The sequence below is a fragment of the Zongyangia sp. genome (genome assembly GCF_965361945.1).
Window position 1 is genome coordinate 1 of the sequence record NZ_CBDTOK010000084.1, and the last position, 7,986, is coordinate 7,986.

The following is a 7,986-nucleotide window of genomic DNA, read 5'->3' on the forward strand; positions in this document are numbered from 1 at the left end:
CGAACTAAAATGCCGTTGAATACATCACTGACGCTGGCAAGCTGGCTTTCATGGGAAACCATGGCAGGGCTAACCATAATGGTTACCTTTCCATTCTCATCCCGTTTGGTACGGCCAATCAACTTAATGACCCCGCCCCAAGCTTCCGCATAGGCAACATCTTCCAAGGTAATCTTGGAAATTCCCTCTGTATAAACATGCTCTGGATAGATATGTTTCCCAAAGGCAATGGAGGCAAGAATGCAAATCTTTCTGCAAGCGTCGATGCCCTCCACATCAGCGGTGGGATCTTTTTCTGCATAACCTAGCTCTTGCGCCAGCTTGAGCGCGTCAGCAAAGGCCATCCCTTCGCGAATCATCTTGGTTAGAATAAAGTTTGTAGTACCGTTTAAAATACCAGCAATCTCGTCAATTTCATTGGCCGCCAAACACTGATTTAGGGGGCGAATAATGGGGATACCACCACCGACACTGGCCTCAAAAAGAAAATTGACATTTCTGGATTTGGCGATTGCCAAAAGCTCTGCTCCTTTTTCCGCTACCAGCTCTTTATTGGAGGTAACTACACTTTTCCCTGCCTCCAGGCAACGCTTCACATATTCAAAAGCTGGATGAAGCCCTCCCATCACTTCCACTACAACTTTAATATCCGCGTCATTAACGATGGTATCAAAGTCCTTGATAAACTTATCGCTGTAGGAAAGTCCAGGGAAGTCTCTGAGATCTAAAATATATTTGATCTCCATTTCCTTGCCGGCTCGTTTTTCAATGCTTTTTCTGTTCTTGTAAAAAACCTCAACAACACCAGAACCGACTACTCCATGACCCATGACTGCAATCTGGAACATAACCGCACCTCATCTTTCATTTATTGACCCGATATCCTGCGTACCTCGACGACGCCTTCCAACTGCCGTAGAGATGTAAACAATTCCTCCCGGCTGACGGTAAGCCCCTCTAAGCTTACAGAGATGGAAACCGGTGCAACAGAATCTACCGGTATATTTTGATTAATCGTTAAAATATTGGCACCAACCTGATACAATTCTCCAAGAAGACGAGAGAGGACGCCAGGCTGATCCAAAAGCGCTGCATAAACCGTAATGATATTTTCCGAAACATTGCTGGTGTATTGATATACACAATCTTTGTATTTATAGAAAGCACTGCGGGAAATACCCATCATGCGTGCAGCCTCTGAAGAATTTTTAGCTTGACCGGATGCCAGCAAATGCTTAGCCTGGACCACCTTTAGAAAAATTTCAGGCAGAACCTTGGTATCTACCAAAAGATATTGGGTTGGATTTTCCAAAAAGTCCACCTCCGAAATACGCCTGTTTCGCGAATAAATACACTATACACGGTTAAAACTTTTTTCTCAAACGCAAATAAGGTTAAAAACATTATATAAATCGCAAAATTTCTTTATTTTTTGAAAATACCTCTTTTATTCTTCTAAATTCTTTTATTTTTATAATATTATCTATTTTTTATATAGTTTTTTTCTTTTATATTAAATTAAATTAGATTAAATTTACATGAAATAGGGTAGAATAAAAGAAAAAATCTTGTCCGTCGCTGGACATTTCTATCTTATAATTGTCTCCCGGAGAAAAACAAATTTACCTGTGTATCAGGCTAATCCCTATGGTCAAAATAAATTCAAACGATTATCCGCGCTGCCAGCGCTCAATTTGAGGTGACTAACTTGGACCATCAAAGCCGCGTCAATTTCATCATCAATATTTTATTTTTTATCACAGTCTTTGTTGTGATTTACTTCTGTATTAACTTCGTGGTTCCTTGGTTTCTCCCTTTTATTGTAGGACTGCTCATTGCTTTCTGTCTCAAACCGATCATTGCTTTTCTGAATGCTAAGCTTCCATTTCCAAAAAAGTTTTGTGCTGCCCTTACAATTTTGCTGGTATTTTCCTTGGCTGGTGGAATCCTTTGGTTTGCCGGCACCCGCCTTTTAGTGGAGGCGGGAGAGCTATTTGCTCAATTTCCAGAAATCTACTCTACCAGTTTAGAACCAGTTGTAAGTAAAATTACCGATATGATTTTACAGTTGATGTCTCATTTTTTCCCCAGCACAGCTGATGCCACTATGCGTCTGCTCACCTCAATTTCTGAAAGTTTTGAGACGATCATTTTAAATCTTTCTTCCTCTGCTGTAGAATCCATTACAGAATTTGTAAAAAATATTCCTTCCATGTTGGTCACATTATTCTTTTCTATCATAGCTACCTTTTTTATTAGTATGGACTATACCAACGTGGTCAGTTTTCTGGCCCGTCAGATCCCAAAACGTCACCGTGCCCTTCTTTTTGATATCAAAGATTTTCTGGTCCATACAGTTTTGAAAATGATAAAGGCATATCTCATTTTAATGCTAATCACATTTGCAGAGCTTTCCATTGGATTTCTCATCATTGATTTAGATTATGCTCTTCTTATCGCCGCCATGATTGCGCTTTTGGATTTGTTGCCTGTCATCGGTACCGGAGGCATTATGATTCCTTGGATCGCAATTGAACTTTTCCGCCAAAATTATAATCTCGCTCTCGGATTATCCATTATTTATCTTATTGTCACTGTCATTCGAAACATCATAGAACCCAAAATTGTTGGAGATCAAATCGGATTGCATCCAGTTATATCTCTGGCAGCCATTTATTTAGGACTGCGGACAATGGGAGTTATGGGAATGATTTTCATGCCTATTCTCGCTATTCTCATCAAATGGCTCTGCGAAAAGGAACATTTAAAGCTTTACAATAAATAATTTTGTTAGAAATTTGCAAAGCCTATTTTTGCCTTTCTCTCATAAATCACATAAATACACAATTTGTATAAAATAAAAGCAGCATCGGACGATACTGCTTTTATTTTTATTAATCGACTTTCCACCAAGGCTGTCCAGTTTCCTGATTAATGCCATTTTCATCAATATTATCGTCTTCCTGGGTCGTCAGATGTTCAATGCAGGTTCCCGGAATGTTGCTGGCTTTATAGTAGCCCGTTTCGGTGGAAGGACAATTTTCGGTGGCAATATCACCAGAAACTGTACAAAATTCTCTTGCCACCACCTTGGTGCTCTCCGGGAAGGAGCCGGAACTGCGATTCTCATAGATTTTACTCATAACATTTTTCCAAACAATTGGTGGCGGATAAACGCTGTAATGAATTTCCTGCTGAATGTCATAACCCATCCAGACCACACCTACATATTCCGGGGTCAGTCCAACAAACCACTGGTCCTTATCATCGGTGGTTGTACCAGTCTTACCTGCCACAGTAACCCCATCTAATCTAGCGTTATAGCCAGTGCCGTTGGCACCTGTGACAACACCCTGCATCATCTTGTTGACAATAACAGCAGTTTCTTCACTGAGTACACGAGTCGGTGTTTCTTTATTTTCCAGCACCACATTGCCTTCGCTATCTAACACCTTCGTATAGGAATGTGTTGGAGTAAACAAACCTCCATTGCCGTAAATCTGGTATGCTCCAGCAAGTTCCAGAGGAGATATGCCATCAGTCAAACTGCCGAGGCTCATGGCAGAAAGGGTAATATCGGTATAGATTTTCCCGTTTTCCCCTCGGCTGTCCACCAAGCTATACATATCCAGTTTATTCTTCAAGAAGTCAAAGCATGTCCTTGGTCCCAACTGGTTGCACACATAAACAGCAGCTGTATTGGTAGATCGACGGATTGCTTCCGCAGTGGTAACATATCCATCTTCACCGCCATAGTAATTATCATAGTTGACAGGGTTCCAGTTATCATACTCTGTATAGGTATGCCGTGTGGCGTCAATCATGGTGGACCAAGTCACCAAGTTATTCTCAATCGCTAAACCATAGACCGAAATGGGCTTCATCGTAGAACCATTGGATCGGGTAATTCCCGTGCAGCGGTTCAGTACGCGGGCACCGGTTTTTTCACCACGGCCGCCAACCAACGCTTTTATCGCACCATTATAGTCAATAATCGTAAAAGAGGATTGTGGGGGCTCGGGATTGCGCACTTCTGGGAATGTGCTTTCATCCAGGTAACTTTCCTCCACAGATTTCTGAATAGATTCATCTATTGTCGTATAGATGCGATAGCCGCCGGTATAGAGCTGTTGGGTTGCATAAGACTCCTCATAGCCTTTCTGTTCCATCAAATCATTGATGACCTCATCAATGACATAGTCAACAAAATAGCTCTGAACCTCGCTACGCTCCTCAATATACTCCTCTTTTAGGAAATTAAGTTCCTCTGCTACAGCCGCATCATGTTCGGCTTGGGTAATAGAACCAAGTTCCAGCATCTCATCCAAGATATATTCTTGGCGCACTTTATTTTCTTCAGGGTTATTGAAGGGATTGCGTAGCTCGGGATATTGCGTAATCGCAATAATCGAAGCACACTCCGCCAAAGACAGCTCGCTAACGTCCTTGCCAAAATAAAGGTTTGCTGCTGCTTGAACTCCCTTGACTCCGTTACCTAAAGGGATCACATTAAGATACGCTTCTAGTATTTCTTGTTTTGAGTATTCCTTCTCCAGATTCAGTGCCGTAAAAATTTCTCTAACTTTACGGTCAACACGGACAGCGTCATCTCCCGTCACATTTTTGACCAGCTGCTGGGTAATGGTGGATCCTCCCTGTTTTGTAGGATAAATCTTGACAAACATGTTGACAAACGCACCCAGTGTTCGCTTCCAATCCACACCCTCATGTTCCATGAATCTAGCATCTTCTGCAGCGATTGCCGCTTTCTGCATATATTCTGGAATTTGTTCGATATCAACCCAGATGCTATTATCGGCACTTTGTAGACGTTGAAGTTCATAAGTCTCTCCCGTCTCCGAATCAGTAGCATAAAGAATCGTCGTATAGTTGAGCTGCAGTTCTCTCAGATCAATGTTAGAATCACGGTCTACATAGTCAAGTACATTGACAGCAAGAACTGTTCCCACAATACAGCCGGTGATTACCATGATGAAAAAGCAGGTCGCCAGCACCTTGCCGATAGTGGAGAAAGTCTTTTTAATCCCTCGGACCACGGGAGAAGACCGCTTCTTCTCCGCTCCCGAAGTTGCTCTGTCGGTCTTATTACGTTTTTCCTTCATTGGCTGGTCTCTCCTCCTTACTAGCCATTTCATTATAACATAAAGCGGACAGAATATGTTAACGAATTTGCGAAAACCTATGGATAAATCTTTCCTCCCAGCGCATAGCTCCATCCAGTATTGTCAACACTAAGATTATACAATGCTTGTCCGCCTCAATATAACTGTGTGGACGAATTCTGGAGGTTTTTTATGGGAAAAACAGTCGCATATATAGGTTGCATTCTCATGGTGCTCTTAACAGCGGCTTTGTCCGCCATCTTTTTTATACAACATGGCAGTAAACCGGAGCCTGCTCTGGTTGCAGAATCCTCTGTGCCTATTGGGGATTATCAATATGTACTCAGGGACTATGGTGGCAAGCTAGCCGTTTTTGAAGCAGACAGTGTAACTCCAGATATTGTATTTGATGTATATATCAAAAATCTCCCTGAATTTGATATTAAAGAATTACAGACCGGAGTCTATGCTAGAGATACAGAAGAGCTTAACCGGCTCATAGAAGACTACATCAGTTAGCCTGTTTATAGTATGCACATTTTTTCTCTTGTTTAACGGATTCTATTCCTAAAGAAACAGAATGTCAATGGTTTCAGCAAAAACTTAAAAAAGCCTTCATATTTTTATCAGGGAAATTTCACAAATTTAGACAAAACAATTACAGCATTTCTTCTAAATTTTAACCTTTTTGACATTGCATTTTCTTCTTGCTTTCACTATAATGAAGGAACGACTAAAAGCCGATCCTCGTGTTCGGCAGAAGGAGATTCGCAATGGGTTTTACCTTCGCACATAATAATATTAATGTGATGGATCTAGAGCAAAGTCTTGCTTTCTACAAGGAGGCCCTTGGTCTAACCGAATGTCGGCGAAAAGAGGCCAAAGATGGCAGTTTTATTTTAGTTTATCTTACAGACGGTAGTTCCCGTCATACCCTGGAACTCACTTGGCTGCGGGATCGCAATGATCCTTATGACCTGGGAGACAATGAATTTCATCTTGCTTTTACCACTGATGACTTTGAAGCTGCACATGCCCTCCATAAAAAAATGGGATGTATCTGCTACGAAAATTCTGCTATGGGCATTTATTTTATTTCCGATCCCGATGGATACTGGCTCGAAATTATTCCAAGTAAAAATAATAAAAGCAGCCGCTAATATAGCGGCTGCTTTTATTATGGGTTGACAAATTAATAAAAAGCGGCTATACTTTTGTTATTAACTTTTAAAATAAACATTTAAAAGTATGTTTTAAAATGTGAGGAAACAAAATGGCTCTAATCGACCTACATATACATTCTCAATATAGCAACGATGGCGAATATTCCCCACAAGAACTTATGTCTATGTGCGCCCATTCTTCTCTCAAAGTTGTTGCCATTGCTGATCACAATTGTATCGATGCTATTGATGAAAGCCGAAAATTGGCCCAGGAGTACGGCCTTACTCTGATTCCAGCCATTGAATTAGACTGTACCTACGCTGACGTTAACCTTCATCTCTTAGGCTACTATATTGAACCCGATAAAAGCATCTTTGATCCCGTTAAAAATAGCATCATCACTCAAGAACAAAAGACATGCCAAAAAAGGATGGCTTTGATCCGAGGGGCCGGTATTGATTTTGATCAAGAGTTTGCCAATTCTCTTGCCCGCAATGGCGTTGTCACTAGCGAAATGATCGCCAAAGCAGCGCTGGCGTTAGATAAAAATAGAAATAATCCATATCTTTCCCCCTATTATCCCGGTGGATCTCGCAGCGATAATCCTTTTGTTAATTTTTATTGGGATTATTGTGCGCAGGGAAAGCCTTTCTTTGTACCAGTCACCTATATGAGTCTCCATGATGCCTGTACGCTTATTAGGAAAACTGGAGGAGTACCCGTTTTGGCTCACCCAGGCAACAATATTAAAGAAAATGAAGAGCTTTTGCAGAATATTTTTCAAGAAGATGTGTGCGGCATGGAAGTTTTTAGTAGCTATCATAATCAGGTTCAAACTGATTTCTATCTCCGCTGGTCACAGCAGCTAGGGGTTATTCCCACCTATGGTAGCGATTTTCATGGTAAAACAAAACCTAGCATCACTCTTGGCAGTATTGACTGCCAAGAACAGGCAGAAGAAATCTGTTATGCATTACAAAAAGCACGAAGATAAAGGAGCTGTTCCCATGCTACATCAGGCGGGAAAACCCGAACTCATAAAAAAAATGAATATCGAGCTAATTTATCAAACTCTCATTGCCTTAGGTAGCGCTACCCGTGGTGAAATAGCGGAAGCGACCCACATGAGTGTCACAACAGTACGCAGCTTGCTGGAAGAATTAGTCACATTGGGAGAAATTGTAGAGAGTGACTTAGATGTTTCTAGTGGAGGAAGGCGTCCGCAACGATATATCCTCTCCCCTAACCGCAACCGTGTCCTTGTTCTCTATCTGGAGGAAGATCGTCTTTATTTTCGCGTCAACAAACTAAATGGAGAAATTCTCGAAGAAAATAGTGTTGCTATTATGCCAAAAAGCGCAGAAGCTGATGCCGTCCGGTTTGCCTCCAAATGCAAAGAACTTTGGAATGTTTCAGCTATAGGCCTGGGTGTCCCTGGTGTCGTGGAAAAAAGCGGATTTTTAGTGGACAACGGCTGGGGTCGATGGACTATCAACGACATCGGAAAACAAATGCAACATGCCTTAAATCTCCCAATGCTGTTAGAAAATGATCTCAATGCTGTTGCCCTGGGCTTCTGCCGTCAATACATTCACCAGCATCCCCAATACCAAATGGAACAGATGAATGTAGCTTATATTTATCTAGATCGTATCTGCAGCGGGTCTGGCATCATCGCAGGAGGTAAAATTGTACGGGG

The 7,986-nt window shown here is 41.5% G+C and carries 8 protein-coding genes; 5 read left to right on the forward strand and 3 right to left on the reverse strand.

What is annotated here, in order from left to right; translation table 11 throughout:
• Both ACZ25G_RS05295 and ACZ25G_RS05300 read right to left on the reverse strand, forming a co-directional pair.
• Nucleotides 1–848, reverse strand: an 848-nt coding sequence (locus tag ACZ25G_RS05295; RefSeq protein WP_463681785.1) for a homoserine dehydrogenase, incomplete at its 3' end; no start/stop codon positions are given.
• 20 nt (nt 849–868) lie between these two features.
• Nucleotides 869–1,312: an ACT domain-containing protein gene (locus ACZ25G_RS05300; protein ID WP_463681786.1), complete on the reverse strand. Its 444-nt coding sequence runs from the start codon at nt 1,310–1,312 to the stop codon at nt 869–871.
• 396 nt (nt 1,313–1,708) lie between these two features.
• On the opposite strand from ACZ25G_RS05300, the gene ytvI reads away from it, so the two are divergent.
• Nucleotides 1,709–2,785 carry a sporulation integral membrane protein YtvI gene (gene ytvI / locus ACZ25G_RS05305; RefSeq protein ID WP_342680730.1) on the forward strand — a complete coding sequence of 359 codons (1,077 nt, stop codon included), beginning with the start codon at nt 1,709–1,711 and terminating at the stop codon, nt 2,783–2,785.
• 109 nt (nt 2,786–2,894) lie between these two features.
• Here the strand turns inward: ytvI and ACZ25G_RS05310 are convergent, their stop codons facing one another.
• Entirely contained in the window at nt 2,895–5,123 is a 2,229-nt protein-coding gene (locus ACZ25G_RS05310) for a transglycosylase domain-containing protein (RefSeq protein WP_463681787.1), read from the reverse strand.
• A 192-nt stretch (nt 5,124–5,315) separates the two neighbouring features.
• Between ACZ25G_RS05310 and ACZ25G_RS05315 the strand changes: the two genes are divergently transcribed.
• The 4 genes from ACZ25G_RS05315 to ACZ25G_RS05330 all read left to right on the forward strand — a co-directional run.
• Nucleotides 5,316–5,642, forward strand: coding sequence for a hypothetical protein (locus ACZ25G_RS05315; RefSeq protein ID WP_463681788.1), 327 nt, complete (start codon nt 5,316–5,318; stop codon nt 5,640–5,642).
• 254 nt (nt 5,643–5,896) lie between these two features.
• The gene (locus tag ACZ25G_RS05320; protein ID WP_191482269.1) at nt 5,897–6,283 is read left to right on the forward strand and encodes a VOC family protein; all 387 of its coding nucleotides are present in this window, start codon (nt 5,897–5,899) and stop codon (nt 6,281–6,283) included.
• Between the two features lie 113 nt (nt 6,284–6,396).
• Nucleotides 6,397–7,281, forward strand: a complete 885-nt coding sequence (locus ACZ25G_RS05325; protein WP_463681789.1) for a PHP domain-containing protein — start codon at nt 6,397–6,399, stop codon at nt 7,279–7,281.
• On the forward strand, nt 7,256–7,986 hold a 731-nt coding region (locus tag ACZ25G_RS05330), incomplete at its 3' end, for an ROK family protein (protein WP_463681790.1). The genes ACZ25G_RS05325 and ACZ25G_RS05330, both read left to right, overlap by 26 nt.

Bases quoted from the DNA above. Each gene is read 5' to 3' on its own strand.
- ACZ25G_RS05310 (WP_463681787.1), bottom strand. From the start codon at position 5,123: ATGAAGGAAAAACGTAATAAGACCGACAGAGCAACTTCGGGAGCGGAG.
- ACZ25G_RS05315 (WP_463681788.1), top strand. From the start codon at position 5,316: ATGGGAAAAACAGTCGCATATATAGGTTGCATTCTCATGGTGCTCTTA.
- ACZ25G_RS05320 (WP_191482269.1), top strand. From the start codon at position 5,897: ATGGGTTTTACCTTCGCACATAATAATATTAATGTGATGGATCTAGAG.
- ACZ25G_RS05325 (WP_463681789.1), top strand. From the start codon at position 6,397: ATGGCTCTAATCGACCTACATATACATTCTCAATATAGCAACGATGGC.